Genomic DNA, 22403 nt, shown 5'->3' on the forward strand with positions numbered 1-22403 from the left:
GAGAGTTTAAAGTTGTAAATTTTCAATTAACGCAAAGAAGAAGTAGCCGCAGCGGCCGAACCTGTAGCTGCAGTAGTGCTATCAACCTCTTCCACATAAGGAGCGTAATCCATTGCTTTCGCACGTAATTTTTCAGGAATTTTAGAAATGAACTTTGGATCAGCTTCTAAAATAGTTGAAAGCAAAGGCTTTTGTTGTTGTTTCCATGCATCTACCGATGCTTTATCTTCAACAATCAGACGTAAACGCATGGCAAAGTGACCACGTCCGCACACTTCCGTACAAGCAATCTCATAATCAAAATTAGGATTCCCCAACTCTGCCCGCATTTGCTCGGTAGACTTATCAGGAGTAAACCAGAATTTAGTCGGCATTCCGGGAACCGCATCCATTTTCACCCGCATGTGAGGAATAAATACACTGTGCAAAACATCGCGGGCGCGAATTTTCAGCGATACTGGTTTACCTACTTCAACGTGCATTTCACTTGGATTGATAAAATCATCCATTGAAGCCTCATCAGAATAGTCAACCCCCATTTCGTTGTCGGAAGTTATCAACTTGAAGTTATAATTTCCAAGTTTGTTATCCTGAATACCTGGGTAACGTACAATCCAACCGAACTGTTTACCCATGATTTCAATTACTTGGGCATCAGCGGGAGCATCAGACATAATTTGGGTCCATGAACGAAATCCCAAGAATACTAGCACTGCCATGATTACGGCTGGAATAGCAGTCCAAATCAACTCAAGTTTGTGATTTTCAGGATAAAAAGTAGCCTTATATCCTTTCTTGTATTGGTATTTCCACGCAAAAAAGAAAAGCAGGAAATTGACAATAAAGAACGCAATGGTCAATAATGACATGTCCAACCAAAACTGGCTGTCAGTCTCACGACCATGTGGTGATGAAGCTTCGGGCAAAAAGTAGTTTCTGGCCGACAAATAAGACCATACCGCACCTACAGTCCCTGCAATTAGGAAAAACATCCACATTGCCCCGTTTATTTTATTGTTCGGAACGGGAGCATCCGCCTCAGTGTTTGATTGAACACTGCCCATTACTTTCTGCAATTTGGCTGCGATAGCAATTGCTACCCCAAGCAGCACAAGCAATAATAAACCAACTAAATATACCATTGTATTAAGATAGGTTGTAATTTAAATTCGTTACGCAATATCGTGGTGCAAAGACTCTTCCAACATTGGGTGATTGCGTGGAATCAAATTTGCTTTTGTCAATTGACTTGATACCGACCAAATAAAGGCACAGGCAAACAACAGAACAAAACCAAACTCAACCGCGCCAAAACCACCGTTTGCTCCTACTGTACCTGGCATGATGTTGGTATAGAAGTCAAAGTAGTGACCTACCAAAATCGACCAGCAAGCTAGTTTCAAAATGACAGAGGTACGCTTCGAATCTCTCGTCATTAAAACTAGGAAGGGAGCCACAAAGTTTAACAAAATATTGATAAAAAATGGAGCTTTGTAGATACCACCATAACCGCTAAAGCGCTCACGATAATAAATAGCTTCTTCGGGTAAGTTTGCGTAGTAAATCAACAAGAATTGAGCAAACCAAACGTACGTCCAAAAGATACTGAATGCAAAACAGAATTTGCCCAAATCGTGCAAGTGGCTTTCGTTTACCGCTTTCAAATACCCTCTCTCTTTTAATGTAACGATAGTCAAGGTCATAGTAGCTAAACCTGCTACGTGCCAGCTTGCCAATGTATACCATCCAAACATGGTAGAAAACCAGTGAGTATCAATTGACATCACAAAGTCCCACGCTGAAGTTGAAGAAGTTACGGCAAATACGACCAAGAATGCTGTACCGTATTTGATTGATTTTTCGTAACCGTCAAGACCACCGATTTCATCTTCACGAAGAGATAGATTACGTACGATGCGCCACAGTACGTACCATAGGCCAAAATAAAGCAGCAAGCGAATAATGTAAAAAGGCTTATTCAAAAAACCTTGCTTACCTGCAATGATGGCATCATAATTTGCACTGGCGGGATCCATGATTCCTTCGTGCATCCAGTGATAAATTTTATCGCCAAAAAACACGGCCAAGACAATCATAATAATAGCCGGAATCGGCAAAAAAGCTGGCATAGCTTCTGGAATTCTTTTGAAAACGGCCGACCAGCCTGCTTGAGCTAAGTAATTATAGGAAATGAAAAACATTCCAATAATTGAAATACCCGCAAAATAAACACTGTTAAGCCATAGATTGGCAATGATACGTTGCGTCCAGTGGTAGCCGTGAGCTCCGTGGTCATGCTCTGCTCCATGTCCAGCGGCAGCATGAGCATCATGTCCTCCTCCCTGCGACAACAGGTATGAACCTAGCAGAACAAGTGCAATACCTACACCCATTCCAATAAGGAGATTACGTTTCGACTCGGCGGTAAACTCAAATTGCTCTTCTACCGAAACAACTTCGTGATGATGTGCGCCCATTATAAAATTGTTATTCGTTATCGGTTTTATTTGTTATTATTAATTGTTAACTGCTAATGTTTATCTTAATTCAGAATAACAATTAACAACTAACGTATTGGAACTACCCCTTTTGTAATTTATGAACGTAGTGAACTATTTTCCAACGCTCTTCAGGAGTAACTTGAGAGCCATGTGGCCACATCCGGCCTTTGCCGTGTGTAATCACGTGGAAGATATGACCATCATTCATATTGAGATAAGCGTCTGCTTTATAATTCGGAACGCCTTTATACATATCGGCTACAGGGCCAGCTCCATCCCCTGCTTCACCGTGGCAATGCTGGCAATAACGCAGGTACAAAGCTTTACCTTCGGACAACGTTTTTTCATTGTTGGGGACTGGATTTTTCAAAACGGCTTCGGCAGTAGCTAAATCATCTTTCCCAATGTTATAAACCATTAAATCAACGCTTGCGCTGTCAAATTTTGTTTGGTAATTACGACGGGAAACTGTCCCAGCAACTGGCTCGCGCATGTTTTTACCATCCGCATTGATTGGATTCTTTTCGATTTGAGTATAAGGCTCATACCCAACCGAATTGTACATGTTAGGGGCAAATTCCCAGCCCGTATCATCATGACTACGCTGACAAGAAGTCATGGTTGCTGCCGTAAAAAAAGCCCCTACTATTAGTGTATGAATTCTTTTCATTTGTGTATCAATACATTACAACTGTTTAACACTCACTTCTTCTGCTCCCGAAGCTTTGATCAGGCTTTCGATCTCGGTTTCCGAAAGTTTATTTTTGCTCAGGTCGATTGCCATTATAAACTTGTTGTCAGTACAACGTGGGTCAAACAAAAGCGGTTTTACGGTTGGTCCCAGGCCATTGGAGATGAAAAAGGTAAATGTCATCCCGAAAGCCGTAAACAATACCGTCAACTCAAACATTGCTGGTACATAGTTGGGGTAAGAAAGTGGATCTTTTCCCCCGATGACCATCGGCCAGTCGATACCCATTGTCCAAGTTGTAAGTGTTAAGGCGCAAAGGAAACCTACGACCCCAAAACAAAACGCAGCAATACCAATGCGAGAGCGTGGATGGCCAATTGCCGTATCCATGCCGTGTATTGCAAACGGAGAGTAAACCTCATAGATTTTTACGCCTGCGCTTTTAATCTTGTTCACTGCGGCAAGGGCAATATCCTCATCGTCATATACCCCTACTAAAAATTTCTTATTTATTTCAGCCATTATTTTATCAGTTAGATTCAAGTACTGGTTTTGGCTATTTCTTATGAAAGCAGAATAGCCTGTATCATTACTATTCTGCGTCTTTTTTATAAGCAGGTGAAGCCAAACGTTCCGCTTTTGATACACCCGAAACTTTCAATGGCAATTTTTCAGAAGTAGACTTAATAACTCCTTTTACTTCCGCCATGTTGATAACTGGTAAGTATTTAGAGAATAAGAAGAAACAAGTGAAGAAAAAGCCAAAAGAGAAGATGTAGTCTCCAATGTCAAACATTGTTGGCGAAAACATTGCCCAGCTTGAAGGAATATAATCACGGTGCAGTGAGGTCACGATAATTACGAAACGCTCAAACCACATACCAATGTTTACGATAACTGATATGAAAAACGTCCATTTAACACTGCGACGAATTTTCCGGCTCCAAAAGAGCTGAGGAGAAATTACGTTACAGGTCATCATTGCCCAGTAAGCCCACCAGTAAGGTCCCGCCATACGGTTGTAGAAGGCATAGCTTTCATATTCAACTCCTGAATACCAAGCAATAAAAAACTCAGTCAAATACGCTACACCGACGATTGAACCCGTCAACGTAATGATTTTATTCATTGACTCGATGTGCTCAAACGTAATGTAATCTTCCAATTTGTACACAACCCGTGTTACAAGCATCAAGTTTTGCACCATTGCGAAACCAGAGAAGATTGCACCAGCCACAAAGTAAGGAGGGAAAATGGTTGTGTGCCAGCCTGGAATAACCGATGTTGCAAAGTCCATGGATACAATGGTGTGAACCGAAAGTACCAAAGGAGTTGACAAACCAGCCAAAATCAAGCTGATGTATTCATAACGTGACCACGTGCGTGCCGAACCGTTCCAACCCAAAGAAAGAACTCCGTAGATATATTTTGACACTTTGTTTTGAGCACGGTCACGAATGGTAGCCAAGTCAGGAACCAAACCTACGTACCAGAACAAACAGGAAACAGAGAAATACGTCGAAATGGCAAATACGTCCCAAACGAGGGGTGAGTTAAAGTTAACCCACAGAGAACCAAAGGTATTAGGAAGTGGTAACGCCCAATAAGCCAACCAAGGACGTCCCATGTGCATAAGGATAAATGAGGCGGCACAAAGAACGGCGAAGATGGTCATCGCTTCTGCTGCACGGTTGATTGAGGTTCTCCATTTTTGACGGAATAATAACAAAATGGCGGAAATCAACGTACCCGCGTGACCAATCCCAACCCACCATACGAAGTTGGTAATGTCCCACGCCCAGCCGACCGTTTTGTTTAGGCCCCAAACGCCCAAACCTTCCCACCAGGTCCAGAATAAGCAAACTGTACCGTATGCTAAAACCGCCAATGAAATTACAAAAGCGACTTTCCACTCTTTGGTTGGCTTGCCTTCCACCTGCTTGCAGATATCCTCTGTCACATCGGCGTAGGTCTTACCGCCGGTTACGAGAGGGGTTCTTACGGGTGAAGTAACGTGCATATTTTTGAAAGTTAATTGTTAATTGTTATCTAATAATCTTTATGTAGAGGTTAATTGTTTTGGATTTCTACCCTAACAATTAACCCTCTTATCCTAGTGGCCTCCGTGTTCGGCGTGTGCTTCCTTAGCCGCTGCTTTTGTAGCATCGACGTCCTTGTTACGGATTTTAGTTAAGTAAGAAATCTGCGGTTTCACGTTGATTTCTTCCAACATTTGGAAAGCACGGCCTTCTTTTTCTTCAGCCAACAATTTCGAAAGTTTGCTCGCAGGATCATTCATGTCCCCAAAAACAATGGCTTCTGTTGGACAAGACTGCGCACAGGCAGTTACAATCTCACCATCAACAGGGCGACGACGCTCTTTCTTGGCATTTAACTTACCTTCTTGAATCCGCTGTACGCACATTGAGCATTTTTCAATAACTCCACGTGAACGAACGGTTACGTCAGGGTTAATGACCATTTTGCCAAGGTCGTTGTTGTAATGGAAATCGAAGTTATCGTTATCAAAGTACTTAAACCAGTTGAAACGACGAACTTTATATGGACAGTTGTTTGCACAATAACGAGTTCCTACGCAACGGTTATAAGCCATTTGGTTGAGTCCTTCGGTACTGTGGGTTGTGGCCAATACTGGACAAACCGTTTCACAAGGCGCATTACCGCAATGCTGACACATCAAAGGTTGGAACACAACTTCAGGATTGTCAGAAGCGATTTCCAATGCTTTCGAACCACTCAAGCTCTTGTCCATTACATCAGCATCTGATGAATAATAACGGTCAATACGAATCCAGTGCATTTCGCGACGGTTAATTACCTCTTGGCGTCCTACAACAGAAACGTTGTTTTCAGCTTGGCAACTAATTACGCAAGCACCACAACCCGTACAAGAGTTGAGGTCAATAGCCATTCCCCATGAGTGGTTAGGCTTTTGATATCCATCCCAAAGTGTGATTTCGGTCGGCGACTTTATACCTTCTGAAGTAGATACGTGTGGGAAATAACGGCCCGCTTTCGAATCTTTTTGGTACTCTGCCAAACGTGCTTCCTGCATTACCGCCCTACGGCCCATTACAGTTTCGTGCGTCTGGGTTTGAGCAATCTTGTGTGAATCGCCAGTTTTGGTCAGTGTTGCTTCACCTACGCTAAAATTAGCAAAACCTGCTTTGTTTTGGATGAAAGGATACATATTTACCCCTACTCCATTACCTGATTTACCTGCTTTTTCACGACCGTAACCAATAGCAATAGAAACAGTTCCATTGGCTTGACCTGGTTGAATTAATACTGGCAATTCAACAGATTTACCTTTTACTTCTATCTTAACAACATCGTCTTGTGAAAGACCGAGTTCTTTTGCCGTTTTTTGAGAAACACTAGCGTAGTTGTCCCAACATGCTTTTGTTACTGGCTCAGGGAATTCTTGCAACCATGGGTTGTTGGCCAGGGCCCCTGTTCCCATCCCTACTTTTTCGTACAGAACTACTTCAAGTCCCGTAGCAGAAGCTTTATATGAAGCAGTAACAGCTGCGATAGCAGCATCCAAACCAGCTACTGCACCTGCACTAGCGGCGGCAGCAGCACCTTTTTCTACAACACCATCGTGCAAGGCCTTGGTCCAAGTACCTTCAAAATTCTCTCCACCAAGGATATTGGCTTTCCAGTAATTACGAAGATAGGTGTAAAAATCAGGATTTGCACCTGACCATTTCAACAGACTTGACTGTGCTTGGCGTGTTTTATAAATGAGTGAAATAGCAGGTTGTTGTAAACTATAAAAGCCTGCTTTAGGCTCGGCATCACCCCATGACTCTAAATAGTGAGGAGCTGGCGTAATGTATTTGCAAAGAGATGAAGTTTCGTCGGCACGGTCAGCAAAAGAGACGGATAGTTCTACTTTTGGAAGTGCCTCTTTCAATTCAGCTCCGCGAGGATGGTCATATACTGGATTGCAACCATACAGAATAACAGCGCCGATTGAACCCGCCTTTACGTTATCAATCAAGCCATTCATGGCTACATCATTTCCCTGACGGTAATAAACGGGCGTTCCTAAATCAATGCTTGTGCCATAAGCACCTAAAGCACTGTTGATAGCATTTACAACTACCTGTACGTTAGGATCATTTGAGCCCGAAACAACCAAAGCAGCTCCCTGAGCGGCTTTCAAATTGGCAACGGCTTTATCAAGAACTTTATCTACATCAGCACCTAAAGAGGTTCCACCTTTACCGCTTAATTTATTGTAAAGCGCCAATGCAACCAAGCCTTCCTGTGAGGGTTTCACGGCAGCACGGTAATCAGCATTAGCACCCGTCAACGACATAGTAGTCTCGAACTGATAGTGACGTGACATATCTTTTTTGCCACCTTTTCCACTATTCAATTTGCGTCCTGCTACGTATTGAACAGAATATTCATGTGGAGCAATCCAACTTCCTAAGAAATCGCAGCTAAGCCCTACGATTACTTTTGCTTTGCTGAAATCGTACGAAGGAACGATTGCTTTACCAAACGAATCGCCATTGGCTTTTACCAACCCAGCTACCGAGTTAACATCATAAGTAATGTGCTGGGTAGTAGGGTATTTTGCAGTAAAGTCAGCAATGACAGCTTTGGTAGAAGGGCTTAAAATAGAAGAAGAAACGATGCGAATTTGACCGCCTTTTGCTGCTATTGAAGCCAACTGAGCCGAGATTTCTTTATCTACCGTATCCCACTCTGCGTCAGCCTCTCCTTTTTTAGGGCCTTTTAATTTCTCGGCATCGTATAAAGCCAACAAAGAAGCGTGTGCACGAGCACTTACGCCTCCCTTACTTACGCTTGATTGCTTGTTACCTTCAATTTTGATGGGACGGCCTTCACGCGTCTTTACTAAGACACTAGCATAATCTCCACCTTCAGCATACGTTGAAGCGTACCAATCAGCGATTGATGGGAACGTATCGGTTGGCTTGTTAAGGTAAGGGATTGATTTTTTGACGGGAGCGTCACAAGCCGCTAATGATACTGCAGCAAGGCCAAACCCTAATACTTTCAAAAAATCACGACGATCTGAACCGATTCCGTCAACGATGCTTTTGTACTGGGTAGAATCATTAGCCTCAAAGCTACCAAATTCGTTATGGGCATTTTTTACAAAAGTCTCGTCATTCCGAAGTTCTTCCAGACCTTTCCAATACCTCTTCGTTTGGTTTTCCATATATATTAATGAATAAGAAACGTGATTAATAGTGACACTTTGAACATTCCAAACCACCGATATCGGCTACTTTCAACGGCTCCTTGCTATTGGTTTTGTGTAATTCCACCAATTTGTCGTAGTAAGCGTTGCCTTTGGTATTTACTTCCGTTTTACGGTGGCAGTCAATACACCATCCCATTGTAAGTGAAGAACGTTGCTCTACTACTTCCATGGTTTGAATTTCGCCGTGACACTGTTGGCACTGCACCCCACCTACATTTACGTGTTGTGCGTGGTTGAAGTAAGCCAAATCAGGGAGGTTATGAATACGAACCCACTCAATTGGCTGATTTTTTTCAATTGCCGTGTAGATTTTCTGAATTTCGGGTGATTCTTTTTTAATCACGCCGTGGCAGTTCATACAAATGTTGGCCGAAGGAATTGTAGCCGACTTACCACGGTTAACACCCGTATGGCAATAGTTACAATCGATTTTGTACTGGCCTGCGTGTAGTTTGTGCGAGAAAGCAATTGGTTGTTTAGGCGCATATCCCTGTTGAATACCTACACCATACATTCCATCGACGGTTGCTTTGGTTACCATCAGGATAAAGAACCATACGGTAGCGCTACGAATCGCCGAGTTTTTGCTCAACCCTACCAACCCATCACGAAGTCTGTCGGAGAAAGACGTTCCTTCTGAGGCAGTAGCTTCGCCACTCACGGCTCTAGACAGGATTGATACGATTGCCATCAATACACCAAGTACCAACAACATCACAATCAATAAAGCAACCAAGATGTAAGTAAACAAATCGGAAGGAGCAGACTCGCCTGCGGGTGCGCCCGCAGCGGCAGTACCGGCAGCTGCAGCTGGAGCTGCGGCTGTATTTGCTTTTTCAACATACGCCAAAATGTCTTTCACTTCTTTCTCACCAAAAGCTGGGAAAGCCGTCATTTGAGCTTTGTTAAATTTGTTGTACAAAGCTACTGCGTATTCATCACCACTCTGGATTACCCCGTTTGGATTCTTCACCCACTTAACGAGCCAAGCCAAATCACGGCGTTGTTGAATACCTTTTAAACCTGGGCCTACCACTACTTCATCTTGTGCGGAGTGACAAGCCTTACAGTTATTATTGAAAAGCGTTTCACCGCTTGCGGCATCGCCATCCTGTGCCGTTGCTTGTTGGCTAAGCGTAGCCATTAAAGCAATCAGTAACGCTTGGGTGACACTGCGCATTCTTTTTAAGAATAAACTAATTTCCATTTGTGTATGAATTAACAAAAACATGATACTTCTTAACCGTACAAAAGTAATGCACGAATTTATACGTGCCAAAGCATTTCTATTCTTAATTTGCAATAATTCTATTATTTAGATTCTTTCTAATTAAATTTAGAAATTAGCTATAAGTATAGCCACAAGGGTTATTTTTATCCAAAATGATGCAAATTAAAAACAAAAAGTACCATTCAGCCTAGTTTAGTTGTTCATGGCTAAATGGTACTTTTTTGAGAAAAGGCACTTTACTTTCGAGGTCCCGAGCGGATTCGAACCGCTGTACGAGCTTTTGCAGAGCTCTGCCTAGCCACTCGGCCACAGGACCTTTTATTGTTTTTTAAATTGTTAGTCTGCTATGACTTTTTACAGCCGTAAATATCATAACAAACTAACAATTTAGCAAGTCAGGGATTGAAAAATTACTCAGCCGACGCTTCTTTTGCTACTTTTTTGGTAGCGGCCGCCTTTTTCTTTTTCTCACCTTCTTCCATTTGTTCTTTCAAAGCAGAAAGTGCTTCCAAATCACCTAGAGTCGCTTTTTCAGCATCTTTTGGTTTTTCGGCTTTAGGAGCTTTTGGTTTTTCTTCTACCTTAGGCTCTTCTTTTTCCTGCCAAGTTTTTGTATGTGAAAGCACAATACGTTTTTCGTCTTTCAAGAATTCAGCTACTTTGAAATCAAGAGATTCCCCGATTTCTCCGACGGTTCCGTCTTCTTTCGCCAAGTTTTTAAGGATACATACTCCTTCGATACCGTAAGGCAATTCGAGGGTTGCAACTTTATCTCCTTTGGCAACGATTGTACACTTATGTACTGAACCTACCGCAAATACCGATTCAAAAGTATCCCAAGGATTTTCTTCAAGGTGCTTGTGGCTCAAAGATAAACGGCGGTTGTCAGCATCCAATTCAAGAACCATTACTTCAAGTTCTTCACCTACTTTGATAAAGTCACTTGGGTGTTTGATTTTCTTGGTCCAAGAAAGGTCAGATACGTGAACCAGACCATCGATACCTTCTTCGAGTTCGAGGAAGAGACCGAAGTTAGTTAAGTTACGAACAACGCCTTTATGAACGGTACCTACTGCATATTTCTCAATGATTTCTTGACGAGTCCAAGGATCAGCGGTGAGTTGCTTCAAGCCAAGCGACATTTTGCGTTCGTTACGGTCAAGGGTCAATACCACGGCTTCTACTTCGTCACCAATCTTCAAGAAGTCTTGCGGGTTGCGCAAGTGCTGAGACCATGACATTTCTGAAACGTGAATCAAACCTTCAACACCTGGCATGATTTCAAGGAATGCACCGTAATCTGCTACGTTTACAACTTTACCTTTCACGCGTGAACCGATTTCAATTTCTTGAGAAAGAGCTTCCCAAGGATGAGCCTGCAATTGCTTCATGCCCAATGAAATACGCTTCTTATCTTCATCGAAGTCAAGAACTACAACGTTGATTTTTTGGTCAAGGTGCAACAAATCTGAAGGATCGTTGATACGTCCCCATGAAATGTCGGTAATGTGCAACAAACCATCTACGCCACCAAGGTCGATAAATACCCCAAACTTGGTCATGTTCTTGATTACTCCTTCGAGTACCTGGCCACGCTCCAAGTTGGTAAGAATCTGCTGACGTTGTGCTTCGAGGTCTTTCTCGATCAATACTTTGTGTGAAACAACCACGTTGTTATTGGCGTGATTGATTTTCACTACTTTCACTTCCATTTTCTTGCCGACGAAGATGTCGAAGTCACGAATTGGCTTAACGTCAATTTGTGAACCTGGCAAGAACGCTTCGATGCTATAAATATCAACAATAAGACCACCTTTGGTACGACGTTTTACGAAACCGTCAATCACCAAGTCATGATCAAATGATTTTTGAATATTATCCCAAGCAGTGATAACTCTCGCTTTTTTGCGAGAAAGCACTAACTGTCCGTTAGGGTCTTCCTGATTTTCAATGTATACTTCAATTTCGTCGCCGATTTTCAGGTCCGTCAAATCACGGAATTCTGAACGCGGTACGATACCGTCTGATTTTGAACCAATGTTCAAAATCACTTCGCGGTCATTCATACCGACCACGATTCCTTTTACTACCTCTTTTTCGGCAACGGGAGAGATTGTACCGTTGATAAGTTGCTCCAACTGGGCTTTTTCAGAAGCGGAATATCCACTACCAAAGCCTCTGTTGTCGGCTCTGTCCCAGTCAAAATCAGTTAATTGAGCTTTACTCATAATGTAGTTTTGAAATTGCCCTCTCGTACATCAGCCAATGGGCAAAATGGCTGAAATTTGGTGAAACAAACGATTGCCTTTGCAAACGGAGTGCAAAAGTAGAAAATCCCACCGGAAAAAGCAATTTTTTTTACGAGACCTTTTCTCTTTTTGACAGAAAAGGCATCCACGAATCATCGGTAGCGCCAGAATAATCCCGTAAAAACATAATGAAGGAAGGTTTGAAGGGGCGATGACGCATTGGCATCGACGCTTCTTCTGGGGTATAATCGCCTTTGCGTGCATTGCAACGCTTGCAGGCCGTCACCAAATTGTCCCAACTGGTACGCCCACCGCGCGATTTTGGCAAAACATGGTCCAAAGTCAATTCGCCATGCAAACCGCAATAAACACACTGATGACCATCACGTTTGAAGATATTTTGCCGCGTCATCATTACGCCTTTGTAAGGCAAGTGGATATAGCGATGGAGGCGAATGACCGTCGGCATTGGAAATTCCGTACTGACGGTGCGCAAAAAATAGTTTGAAGATTCCGCTACTAATTCAGCCTTGTTGAGATATACAAGCAAGAAGGCTTTCGGAACGGAGCAAATGCTCAACGCGGAGTAATCTTGGTTAAGGATTAAGACTTTCCTACCCATACCGTTACAAAGGGTTTTTTAGGTTTTCGAAAGTTACAACATTTATCGTAATAAACTGTCGGGTTTGCATTTTGTTGTGTTAAAAAATCTTTATTTACCCTTTCTATTACATGTAATCAACTCTTTTTCAAAATATTATCTCTTCTTTGACTTCCACAGTCCCGATTCATTTTATCCTTTTTTTTAACCGTTTAACATTTTTTTTAGTTAGACTCTTGCACACTGAACAGTGTTCATTATATTTGCATCGTTTATATTAAGTTAAGTATTTTGTATTGAACTATGGGCATTCAGGAAAGAAAAGAACGGGAAAAAGAAGACATGCGGCGTCTGATTTTGGAGGCAGCCCGAAAATTATTTTTGGAACAAGGCTACGAAAAGACAAGCATTCGTAACATTGCCGATGCCATTGAGTACAGCCCAGGCACAATTTATCTCTACTACAAAGACAAAAATGAGTTGCTGTTTGCCTTGCACGAAGAAGCATTCTTAAAAATGATGCAGCAATTAATCACCGTGACCCATATAAGTGATCCTTTTGAACGACTGATTGAGATGGGGCACCAATACATCAAATATGCTATCGAAAATCCCGAACTCTACGATTTGATGTTCATTATGCAAGCGCCCATGGAAACACTTGCGTGCCGGGACGAAATTTGGGAAGACGGCTTAAAATCGTTTGGCCTCCTAAAATTGGTCATCGAAGATTGCGTAAAGGCGGGTTATTTTAAAGAAACAAATATTGAAATAATGGCCATGACTATCTGGGCTTATATGCATGGGCTGGTCACGATTTATCTCAAAAATCGAATGAGTATGTTTAAAGATGACCAGCAATTAGAACGTATTCAAGAGTCTTTTCAATTGTTTATCAAAATGATTAAAACGTCTTTGTAACCGATTGCTAAATGTTTAATTCAATGAAACCCATTCTTGCACTCATTGATATTTTGATTTTTGCATTCATCGCCTCGGTTCACTTTTATTGGGCGTTTGGCGGGCGTCGCTTGAGTACATTAGCCGTTCCGACCTCAAACGGTAGCCAACAAAAACCTTTGTTCACACCAGGACCTTTGTCAACAATGGCCGTCGGAATAGGTCTTCTCTGCTTTGCGTGGATTCTTGCAGTGAAAGCGGGGTTCATAAATAGCTCATTGCTGTCTGATAGCGTCATTACATATATTTCAATCGGCATAGCAATTATTTTTTTCCTCCGCGCCATTGGAGAATTCAAATACGTAGGCTTTTTCAAAAAAATAAAACAGACCGAATTTGGGCAAATGGATACTCGTTACTATTCTCCTTTGTGCCTGCTCATCAGCTTTATCATTCTCGTTATCAATTATTATTAAAATCACTCTGTAAACAGCCATGAAAACACTCCTCACTTTTGAAGACATCGGCGAATTTGTACTCGCTGTGTTTTTGTTCAGCCGCCTAGAATATGCTTGGTGGTGGTTTCCTGCCCTTTTATTACTCCCCGACCTAAGCATGATAGGCTACTTAGTCAATACCCGAATCGGGGCCTATCTCTATAACTTCGTGCACCACAAAGCCTTGGGTATCGGCGTTGCTTTGGTTGGATTCTCTTTGACTTCTTCGCCATTGATGTTAATAGGAATTATCTTATTCGCCCATTCTGCGATGGACCGTATTTTTGGTTATGGTCTCAAATACACTGACTCTTTCAAGCATACTCATTTAGGATGGATTGGAAAATAACCTTTTTTTACCCTTTCACTAAACACTGTTCATTTTATAAGATATGATAAGGATATACTTCACTATGTTTCTGCTCCTGATGAGCATTGGCATACAAGCCCAGCATTCGGCTATTTTGGAGGAATATGTTCAGGAAGGATTAAAAAATAACCTCGCCCTGAAACAGGAGAATCTGGAAATTCAAAAAGTGCTCGAAAATATTCAACAGGCAAAAGCTTTGTTCTACCCTCGCGTCACTTTTGCGCCTACCTATTCGTTGGCTGCTGGCGGACGTCGATTGCAGTTTCCCGTCGGCGATTTACTCAATCCAGTATACAGCACGCTCAATAAGCTAACCCAAACGAGTGTATTTCCACAAATTGAAAACGTTGACGAGTTGTTAGCTCCCAACAACTTTCACGATACCAAAATCACCGTTCAGTATTCAATTTACAACCCTGAAATTCAGTACAATTACCTGATTCAGAAAACGCTACTGACCGCGCAGGAAGCCAAGAAGAAAGTGTACGAAAATGAGCTTCGGCACACCATTGAGGGGGCCTATTATCAATACTTACAGGCATCGGAAGCCATTAAAATTTTGGGGAATGCACAAAAAACGCTCAATGAGCTGGTACGCCTCAATCAGAAATTGGTCAACAATAACGTACTGACCAAAGACGCCGTCATTGGCGCTGAATACGAAATCAGCAAACTAAACCAACAGCTCGCGGTAGCAACCAAAAACCGTGAAACGGCAAAGGCCTACTTTAACTTTCTGTTAAACAGAGAATTGAGCGCAGAGGTTGTGGTTGACTCAACGAATCTTATTCCCGCCGCGGCCTATGAATCTTTAGATAAACTGAGTGAATCTGCCCTGCAAAACCGTCAGGAATTAAATCAACTCGACCAATCCATTTTAGCGTCCAAAACGGCCATTACTCTTCAGGAAAAGGCCGCCAAACGCCCATCGGTGTTTATAGGTGGCAATACGGGTTTTCAGGGATTTGGCTATACATTCAATCAACAGGCGTACGGAGTGGCCCAACTCGGATTGACTTGGGACTTGTTTAAAGGATACGAACGCAAATCCAAAATTCAAGGCGCCAAAATTCAGACCGAATTGCTCAAAACCAAAAAGCTAGAAGTCGAAAAACAGATTGAACTGCAAGTTACTCAGGCATTTCTTGAACTTCAGGCCACCCGAGAAAATCTAAAACTGGTGCAGGACGGCGTCAACAAAGCAACGCAATATTTCAGCGTCATTGACAGTCGATACCGAAACAACAATGTGCTTTACATTGAATGGATTAAAGCCCAAAACGAAGTCGTAACGGCTCAGTTGCAACAGTCGCTCGCGCGTTTTGATGTATTAATCAAAGAATCATTGCTGAATAAAGTGACCGCCCACTAATCGCCCCATCTTCTCAACTAAAAAATGATTTTATAACGCATACAATCATGAAACAATACTCATTCATCATTAGCCTTTTTCTGCTTGCAGCCTGCGGAAAACAGGAAGAAAAAAAAGCCGACAACGCCATGAGCGACGAAACGGTCGTTCCTGTCAAACTTGAAAAAGTAGCGCAAACCGTTCGCTCCGAATCCATCAGGGCCTCTGGTTTGGTAGCTTCGTCGGAAGAAGCCAAACTGTCGTTTAAAATCGGGGGCATTATTCAAAAAATCTTTGTAGAGGAAGGGCAAAAAGTCCGCAAAGGTCAAGTGCTGGCGTCGTTAAACATGACCGAAATCGACGCGCAGGTGAGTCAGGCTAAATTCGGGGTTGAAAAAGCCGAGCGCGATTTTAAACGCGTTGAAAATATGCTCAAAGACACCGCCGCTACGCTCGAACAAATGCAAAACGCTACCACAGGCTTTGATGTAGCAAAACAAAGCCTTCAAATTGCGCAGTTCAACCGCTCGTATGCCCAAATCACGTCCCCGATTGACGGAGCCGTTATCAAAAAAATGGCCAATGAAGGCGAATTAACTGGACCTGGAACCCCTATTTTTTACATTACCTCCAATCGTCAAAGCGACTGGGTAGTGCGCGTGGGAGTTTCAGACAAAGACTGGGCACGCTTGAAAATAGGCGACAAAGCAAATGTTTCGTTGGATGCCTATCCATCCGAAACGTTTACGGGGACCGTTACAAAATTAGCTCCTGCCGCCGACCCCATGAATAAACTTTACGAAATTGAGGTCCGCATTAACCCCAATGGCCAACGATTTGCGTCCGGGCTTTTTGCCAAAGTAGAGCTTAAACCCGTTCAGAATCGCAATTATATCATGGTACCCATCGAGGCCATTGTTGAAGGCAACGGACAGGACGCTTTTGTGTATGTATTGGATGAATCACGCAAGAAAGTGAAACGACTGCCCATTCGCATCGGGTTTGTAGATGGCGATAAAGTACTGGTGACCAATGGCTTGGAAGGCATTACGGAGGTAGTCACCTCAGGAAGTGCTTTTCTGACCGAATCTTCCAACGTAATCATCAAATAGACCACACCTACACAGATGAATCTTTCAGAATTTTCCGTCAAGAACTGGCAGTTTATGCTGGTGATGTTTGTGGGGGTGGTAGCGCTTGGGCTCAACTCCCTCTTCAATATGCCCCGCGCCGAAGACCCTACGTTTGAGGCTCCTACGTTTGTGATTACGGTGATTTATCCCGGTACCGACCCCAAAGACATGGAGGAATTGGTCGTTGACCCCGTCGAAAAACGCCTCAATGAACTCAAAGACGTTAAAAATATCCGTACCACCATCGACGACGGGCTCGCCGTATTTATGTTGGAATACGAATACGCCGTCGATAATGATGAAAAAAAGCAGGAGATTGCCCGCGAAGTAAATTCCATGCGTAGCATTTTACCTACTGATATTTTTGATATTCGTTATTTCCAATTCGACCCCGGCTTGGTCAATATTGTTCAGGTAGCCTTGGTTTCGGAGGTAGCTTCGTACAAAGAAATGGCCGATTATTCCGAAAAACTACGGAAGACATTGGAGAAAATCAAAGACTTACGGAGCGTAAAAGATTACGGTTTTCCGAAAGAAAACGTACGCGTTTCGCTCAACGTCGAGAAAATGGCGCAAGAAGGCATCGCCATCAATCGGGTATTGGGAGCATTGCAGGCCGAAAACCTCAACATTCCTGCGGGCAGCGTGCAAGAAGGTGCCCGGCGATTCAACGTCAAGACCAGCGGCGATTATGAGTCGTTGGAACAAATGCGCAACACGATTGTGTCCACCAACGGTCAGAAGATTATTTACCTGAGAGACATCGCCGACGTTGATTTCAATTATGAAGAAGAAACCAACCTTACCCGCCTCAACGGGCGGCGGGCGGTTTTGGTAGCGGCGGCCCAAAAAACGGGTAAAAATATCACAGAAACGGGAAAAGTACTTAATGCAAGTTTGACCGAATTTGAGAAAACAATGCCCAAGCACATCAAAATGGTCAAATATTTTGACCAATCGGTGAGTGTTGACCGTCGTTTGGGCCGCTTTGCCAAAGACTTCGGCATTGCCATTCTGCTCGTGGCGCTTACGCTCCTCCCCCTTGGGCTGCGAGCGGCGGTGGTCGTCATGATTTCGATTCCGCTTTCCTTGGCCATCGGTCTCACTGCCGTCGATTATCTAGGCTATAGCATCAATCAATTGAGCGTAGTAGGGTTGATTGTGGCGTTGGGGATATTGGTGGATGACTCCATTGTGGTCGTCGAAAACATAGAGCGCTGGATGCGCGATGGTTTTTCAAAACGCGAAGCCGCCGTCAAAGCCACCAAACAAATCACATTGGCCGTAATTGGTTGTACCGTTACGCTAATTTTGGCCTTTTTACCGCTGTTGTTTTTACCCGAAGCCTCAGGAGATTTTATCCGAAGTTTGCCCATGGCTGTTGCCATGACGATTTTGGCTTCGATGGTAGTTTCGCTCACGATTGTTCCCTTTTTGAGTAGTCGTTTGTTGGAAAACAGCCATAACCCCGAAGGAAACATCTTTCTGAGAGCGTTGAAAAAAGTCATTTCTGGTTCGTACAGTAAGTTGCTAAACTGGGCGTTGCGCCATCCGCTTCCTACGCTTTTGTTTGCGGGATTATTATTCGGGATGTCGTTATACATTCCCAAAATCATCGGCTTTGGGTTGTTTCCAAAATCGGAGAAACCCATGTTCAGAATTACGTTGGAAACGCCCGAAGGCAGTAGCCTAAACGAAACCAATCGCGTGGCCCGTACCGTAGAAAATGAATTGAAGCGTATTAACGAAGTGAAATTTTTCTCTACGAGCGTCGGGCGTGGCAACCCACGAATGTACTACAACGTCATTGAACGCTCAGAATCAAGCAACTACGCGGAGGTATTTGTACAGTTACAGGATGAAATTCATCCACCTGAAAAAGAAAAAATCATTGACCAACTACGTGACCGCCTACGCTACGTGCCCAATGCCAACGTTGAAGTAGTGGATTTTGAGCAAGGGCCCAACACCGAAGCACCCGTAGCGATTCGGGTCATGGGTGAGGATTTGGAAAAACTTCGCAGTGTGGCCGCCGACGTAGAGAAAGTCTTAAAAGAAACGCCGGGCACGATTTACGTTAAAAATCCCCTGACCACGCGCCGTACCGACTTACGGGTAAAAATCAATAAAGAAAAAGCGGGATTGTTGGGAATATCGGTCGCCGACATCAACCGTACCGTTCGTTTGGCGATTGCTGGATTGAATATAGGAACCTTCAAAGATGAAAGCGGCGATGATTACGGGATTAACGTTACTCTTCCAAAAGGAAAAACAACTACCCCTGCCATCTTGAATAATCTGTACGTGAATACCTTAACTGGGTCGGCAATTCCATTGCGTCAGGTGGCGGATATTCAGTTTGAAACTTCAACCAATCAAATCCGGCACTACGACCGCGACCGTTTTGTCACGATTTCGGCCTTTGTAAAAAGCGGTTATTTGGTTGACAATGTGTACAAAGACATCATTACGAAACTGGATAAATACAAATTCCCTAACGATTTTAGCTACGTGGCAGCTGGAGAGCTAGAAGCTCGTCAAAAATCGTTCGGTGGCTTAGGAACCATCATTCTTATCACCGCTTTCGGATTTCTGGGGGTTTTAATTTTGGAATTCGGCAATTTTAAGAGTTCATTGATTGTGCTTTCGGTCATTCCGTTGGGTATCATTGGGGCTTTTACGATGCTGTGGATTGTAGGCTATCCGCTCTCGTTTGTGGCCGTGATTGGGCTTATTGCCTTGATAGGGATTGAGGTCAAAAACTCGATTTTGCTTGTTGATTTCACTAATCAACTCCGCGAAGAAGGCGTTCCGTTGATTGAGGCCATTCAAGAAGCGGGCGAGATTCGCTTTGTGCCTATCGTACTTACCTCACTAACGGCCATTGGGGGACTAATTCCTTTGGCCATTGAAGGAAACCCGCTTTATTCACCGTTGGCGTGGGTTTTGATCGGCGGACTCATCAGTTCAACCTTACTTTCGCGCATCGTTACGCCCGTATTGTACCGCCTGATTCCACCTAGAGTAGAAGTAAAAAATCAGGAAGTTGAAAGTTAAAACTATCTCCAACAAAAAGCCCCGCTTGAATTCATCAGCCGGGGCTTTTTGTTTTCTACATTCATTTCTATCGCTTCATTGCCACCCGATACAGCACCGTTCCCATCGCCGCAAACATGACCGCCCCCAAGAGTTGATAACCGCCTTCACCGATAACGGATGCCAAAACGGGTTCAAGATTAATTTTAGCCAAGGCATTGAAAATAGAATCATTGACCGAAAGTAAAGCTACAATTACACCTGCCAAAGCACCACCTGCCACCAAGCCCGTTGAAAAGAGATTTCCTTTTCCCAAATCAGGGTCTTCTTCTTCGATGCCTTTGCGTTTGGCATTCCAATTCACAAAGGCTTTTACGCAACCACCCGCAAAAATAGGTAAGGTCGTCGAAAGAGGCAGGTACAGGCCTACGGCAAACGATAGTGCATTAACACCCATTATTTCGATGGTAATGGCCGTAAAAACGCCCACCAATACAAACTGCCAATCCAAATTAAACGACAATAATCCTTTGATAAGCGTTGCCATGAGCGTACCCTGCGGAGCGGGAAATTTATCGGTTCCGATGGCGTGCTGAATGCCCTGCGCCACCAAATCGGGCGTGGGCGTATCGAGCAACTTGACCGTTGCCCCAATCACCAACGACGAAACAATAACTCCGATAAACAGCGCTATTTGCTGGTACTTGGGCGTGGCTCCGACCAAATATCCCGTTTTCAAGTCCTGCGATGTATTTCCTGCGTTGGCCGCCGCGATGCAAATCATTCCGCCAATCACCAACACCGCTGGCTCGTACAATTTACCCGTCAGCCCAAACCCGATGAATACCAACGAAGTGGCCATGATAGTCGCAATGGTCATGCCCGAAACTGGCGATGAACTTGAACCGATAATACCCACAATCCGGCTCGCGACTGTGACAAAGAAAAAGCCAAACACCACCACCAAAACGGCAATCAGCAATTTGGTCAACCAACCATCCCCCGGGATTTGGGGCAAAATGACCATCAATATCACCAACGCCAAGCATCCGAAAATCACTACTTTAAACGACAAATCCTGCTCTGTACGCACACGAGCACCTTCGTTACCCGCTTTCATTGAAGCCAAGCTTTGCTGAAACGAAGAAATAATCGTGGGAATACTTTTCAGCAAAGCCATAAAACCGCCCGCTGCCACGGCTCCCGCGCCAATTTGGCGAATATATGCGCGATAAATGGCCGAAGCGGTATCGTTAAAGCTATGCGTTGCGGGATTCCACCCACCCGGACCACCCGACGTAGCCAGGTCTTTGAGGTAACCGAGTTTGATTAATTGCTCGGCAATGGTATCACCCGGAACGAGTGTTGCCAAAAGCGGAATCAATCCTAACCAAGCCAATAAACCTCCACCAACCAACACCGCCGAAATCCGAAAACCAATGATGTACCCAACGCCCAAATATTCGGGGGTGATTTCACCGCTGACCACCGCCGATGGAAAGATTTTACTGGCTTGCTCAGAAGCTATTCGAGGCACTTCGGCAATTACGTGCAGGATCTTCTGAAAAAATGCATACAGCATGGCAAGTCCCAAGCCCTGATAGGCCGTTTTGGCCAAATCGCCGCCTTTTTCGCCCGCAATCAGCACCGAGCCGCAGGCGGTTCCTTCGGGGTATGGAAGAGTGCCGTGTTCTTGCACAATCAGCGAACGCCGCAACGGAATCATCATCAATGTCCCCAAAATTCCGCCCAAAATGGCCAACGTTAAAATTGTCCAATAGTTGAAAAAATCGGCTCCGATGCTTTTCCCTTCTTCGGTAGTGGATAAAAAAAGAAAACCGGGCAAGGTAAATACCACGCCCGACGCGATGGATTCGCCCGCCGAACCCGTGGTTTGAATAATGTTATTTTCCAGAATGGTGGTGCCCAAATACTTGCGACCGAGCGAAATCGCCAAGACCGCTATCGGGATAGAAGCCGACACCGAAAGCCCAGCTTTGAGCGACAAATAGACCGTGGCTGCACCAAATAAAACACCGAAAAGAATGCCCACCACGACCGACTTTACCGTAAACTCGGCCATGTTTTGCTCGTTGGACACGTAGGGTTTGAAGTCTTTGATTTCCATGAAGTGAAGGTTTAGGGAGGTATGTTTGGCACTAAATAACGTGAATTATGGATGACAGATTTATAAATATTTGATAATGAGAGCATAGAAGCTTAGTAATAAAGATATTTGTGGTGCTACCTCACAAATTAACTTTTTCCTACTCCTATGCTCTGCGAATCTAAAGCATTAAAACTCATCGAACTATTCATCGTCTGTGATGATTTTTGTAAGGCGCTTACCCAATGGCAACTTCAAGAGGGTAGACTTGTTAAAACTCGTTCAAGTGAATTAAGTGACAGCGAAATGTTAACCATTGTAATCTTCTATCACTACTCCGGCTCAAAATGTTTTCGCTACTACTATCAAGATTGGGTACAGGCTCAGTTAAGCAGTTATTTCCCAACTTTGATAAGCTATGAGCGCTTTGTGGCTCGAATGCCTCGGCTGTTACCAGGGTTGTTCCT

16 protein-coding genes, 1 tRNA gene and 1 pseudogene are annotated in these 22403 nt (G+C 43.7%); 7 read left to right on the plus strand and 11 right to left on the minus strand.

The window, feature by feature from the left end; translation table 11 throughout:
* Positions 1-26 precede the first annotated feature (26 nt).
* From DVG78_RS20915 to DVG78_RS20960, 10 genes are all read right to left on the minus strand, one after another.
* Positions 27-1142 carry a cytochrome c oxidase subunit II gene (locus tag DVG78_RS20915; protein WP_114462990.1) on the minus strand — a complete coding sequence of 372 codons (1116 nt, stop codon included), beginning with the start codon at positions 1140-1142 and terminating at the stop codon, positions 27-29.
* 30 nt (positions 1143-1172) lie between these two features.
* Entirely contained in the window at positions 1173-2477 is a 1305-nt protein-coding gene (locus tag DVG78_RS20920; protein ID WP_114066987.1) for a quinol:cytochrome C oxidoreductase, read from the minus strand.
* Between the two features lie 103 nt (positions 2478-2580).
* Positions 2581-3171, minus strand: coding sequence for a c-type cytochrome (locus tag DVG78_RS20925; protein WP_114462991.1), 591 nt, complete (start codon positions 3169-3171; stop codon positions 2581-2583).
* 15 nt (positions 3172-3186) lie between these two features.
* On the minus strand, positions 3187-3714 hold the full coding sequence (locus tag DVG78_RS20930; protein ID WP_114066989.1) for a DUF3341 domain-containing protein: 528 nt from the start codon (positions 3712-3714) through the stop codon (positions 3187-3189).
* Positions 3715-3784: 70 nt separating this feature from the next.
* Complete coding sequence (gene nrfD, locus DVG78_RS20935; protein ID WP_114462992.1) at positions 3785-5212, minus strand: NrfD/PsrC family molybdoenzyme membrane anchor subunit; 1428 nt, start codon at positions 5210-5212, stop codon at positions 3785-3787.
* A 93-nt stretch (positions 5213-5305) separates the two neighbouring features.
* Complete coding sequence (locus tag DVG78_RS20940; protein WP_114462993.1) at positions 5306-8416, minus strand: TAT-variant-translocated molybdopterin oxidoreductase; 3111 nt, start codon at positions 8414-8416, stop codon at positions 5306-5308.
* A gap of 25 nt (positions 8417-8441) precedes the next feature.
* Positions 8442-9668: a c-type cytochrome gene (locus DVG78_RS20945; RefSeq protein WP_114463004.1), complete on the minus strand. Its 1227-nt coding sequence runs from the start codon at positions 9666-9668 to the stop codon at positions 8442-8444.
* 269 nt (positions 9669-9937) lie between these two features.
* Positions 9938-10008, minus strand: a tRNA-Cys gene (locus DVG78_RS20950).
* A gap of 94 nt (positions 10009-10102) precedes the next feature.
* Entirely contained in the window at positions 10103-11920 is a 1818-nt protein-coding gene (gene rpsA / locus DVG78_RS20955; RefSeq protein ID WP_114462994.1) for a 30S ribosomal protein S1, read from the minus strand.
* A 130-nt stretch (positions 11921-12050) separates the two neighbouring features.
* Positions 12051-12563 (minus strand): HNH endonuclease, encoded by a 513-nt coding sequence (locus DVG78_RS20960; protein ID WP_114462995.1) that lies wholly within the window; start codon positions 12561-12563, stop codon positions 12051-12053.
* A gap of 282 nt (positions 12564-12845) precedes the next feature.
* On the opposite strand from DVG78_RS20960, the gene DVG78_RS20965 reads away from it, so the two are divergent.
* The 6 genes from DVG78_RS20965 to DVG78_RS20990 all read left to right on the plus strand — a co-directional run bounded on the left by DVG78_RS20965 (position 12846) and on the right by DVG78_RS20990 (position 19850).
* Positions 12846-13463, plus strand: a complete 618-nt coding sequence (locus tag DVG78_RS20965; RefSeq protein WP_114066994.1) for a TetR/AcrR family transcriptional regulator — start codon at positions 12846-12848, stop codon at positions 13461-13463.
* A gap of 23 nt (positions 13464-13486) precedes the next feature.
* Complete coding sequence (locus DVG78_RS20970) at positions 13487-13918, plus strand: DUF3995 domain-containing protein (RefSeq protein ID WP_158550067.1); 432 nt, start codon at positions 13487-13489, stop codon at positions 13916-13918.
* Between the two features lie 19 nt (positions 13919-13937).
* Positions 13938-14288 (plus strand): DUF4260 domain-containing protein, encoded by a 351-nt coding sequence (locus DVG78_RS20975; protein ID WP_114462997.1) that lies wholly within the window; start codon positions 13938-13940, stop codon positions 14286-14288.
* A gap of 64 nt (positions 14289-14352) precedes the next feature.
* A complete protein-coding gene (locus DVG78_RS20980) occupies positions 14353-15681 on the plus strand; it encodes a TolC family protein (protein WP_229598285.1) in 1329 nt (442 codons plus the stop codon).
* A 47-nt stretch (positions 15682-15728) separates the two neighbouring features.
* Positions 15729-16772: an efflux RND transporter periplasmic adaptor subunit gene (locus tag DVG78_RS20985; protein WP_114462999.1), complete on the plus strand. Its 1044-nt coding sequence runs from the start codon at positions 15729-15731 to the stop codon at positions 16770-16772.
* 15 nt (positions 16773-16787) lie between these two features.
* Positions 16788-19850 carry an efflux RND transporter permease subunit gene (locus DVG78_RS20990; RefSeq protein ID WP_114463000.1) on the plus strand — a complete coding sequence of 1021 codons (3063 nt, stop codon included), beginning with the start codon at positions 16788-16790 and terminating at the stop codon, positions 19848-19850.
* Between the two features lie 67 nt (positions 19851-19917).
* On the opposite strand, the gene DVG78_RS20995 is transcribed toward DVG78_RS20990, so the two are convergent.
* The gene (locus DVG78_RS20995; protein WP_114463001.1) at positions 19918-21957 is read right to left on the minus strand and encodes an OPT family oligopeptide transporter; all 2040 of its coding nucleotides are present in this window, start codon (positions 21955-21957) and stop codon (positions 19918-19920) included.
* Positions 21958-22104: 147 nt separating this feature from the next.
* Between DVG78_RS20995 and DVG78_RS30405 the strand changes: the two are divergent.
* A pseudogene (locus DVG78_RS30405) lies at positions 22105-22403 on the plus strand (IS982 family transposase); the annotation flags it as partial.

Origin of the sequence: Runella aurantiaca, assembly GCF_003339505.1 — a bacterium.
GTDB classification, from domain to species: domain Bacteria; phylum Bacteroidota; class Bacteroidia; order Cytophagales; family Spirosomataceae; genus Runella; species Runella aurantiaca.